General features: G+C 59.6%; 1 protein-coding gene and 1 pseudogene. Both read left to right on the plus strand.

Annotated features, from left to right (window positions below):
- The first annotated feature begins 173 nt into the window (after nt 1–173).
- Complete coding sequence (locus QZL63_RS07430; protein WP_022308692.1) at nt 174–848, plus strand: MotA/TolQ/ExbB proton channel family protein; 675 nt, start codon at nt 174–176, stop codon at nt 846–848.
- 6 nt (nt 849–854) lie between these two features.
- Nucleotides 855–956 (plus strand): annotated as a pseudogene (locus QZL63_RS07435) (biopolymer transporter ExbD); the annotation flags it as partial.

A 956-nucleotide genomic window follows, 5' to 3' on the forward strand; every position in this document is an offset into this window, starting at 1 on the left:
CCGAGGCCGAAGCCCGCGAGACGGATGCCGCCGCGGCCTTCGAAGGGGTGGAGTTCGACCCCCGGATGCCCGAGGAGGGACTCCCCGTGAAGGCGTGGCCCGAAGAGGGTGCGGCGGAGGCAGGAAAGAGTGAAGAAACAAATTCAGTAAAACCATAAAAAACAAACAAAACGATGATGACATTTTTGCAGGCTGCCGAAGCGGTGGCCGTAAGTGAGGAGACCCGGATGGGACTGTGGACGCTGTTTACCAAGGGAGGATGGCTGATGTGGCCCCTGCTGGCGCTGGGCGGAGTGACGATCTTCATCTTCGTCGAGCGTTTCATGGCCATCCGCAAGGCCTCGGTGCTCGACATGAACTTCATGAACCGCATCCGCGACTACATCTCCGACGGCAAGATCTCCACGGCCGTGAACCTCTGCCGCAAGACCGACACGCCGATCGCCCGCATGATCGAGAAGGGCATCGAGCGCATCGGACGCCCGATGAGCGACGTACAGTCGGCCATCGAGAACGTCGCCAACCTCGAGGTCTCGAAGCTCGAGAACGGACTGCCGTTCCTGGCCACGATCGCCGGCGGCGCCCCGATGATCGGATTCCTCGGCACGGTGCTCGGCATGGTGCAGACCTTCATGGACATGTCGGCTGCGGGCGGCACGGTCGATCTGGCTCTGCTTTCGAGCGGTATGTATGTGGCGATGGTCACCACGGTGATGGGTCTGATCGTCGGTATTCCGGCCTACTTCGGTTACAACTACCTGGTGGCGCGCATCGAGAAGCTCGTCTTCCAGATGGAGGCCAACTCGATCGCCTTTATGGACATTCTGAATCAACCCGTTCAAAAATAGTGCGACATGGCTATCAAACACGGTTCGAAAGTCGAAAAGTCGTTCTCGGCGTCGTCGATGACCGACCTGATGTTCCTGCTGCTGCTCTTCCTGCTGGTCGCCACGACG

The organism is Alistipes sp. CAG:268 (genome assembly GCA_000434235.1).
Taxonomy (GTDB): Bacteria; Bacteroidota; Bacteroidia; order Bacteroidales; family Rikenellaceae; genus Alistipes; species Alistipes avistercoris.

Excerpts from the sequence above, each read along its gene's own strand:
- QZL63_RS07430 (WP_022308692.1), top strand. The coding sequence starts at position 174 with ATGATGACATTTTTGCAGGCTGCCGAAGCGGTGGCCGTAAGTGAGGAG.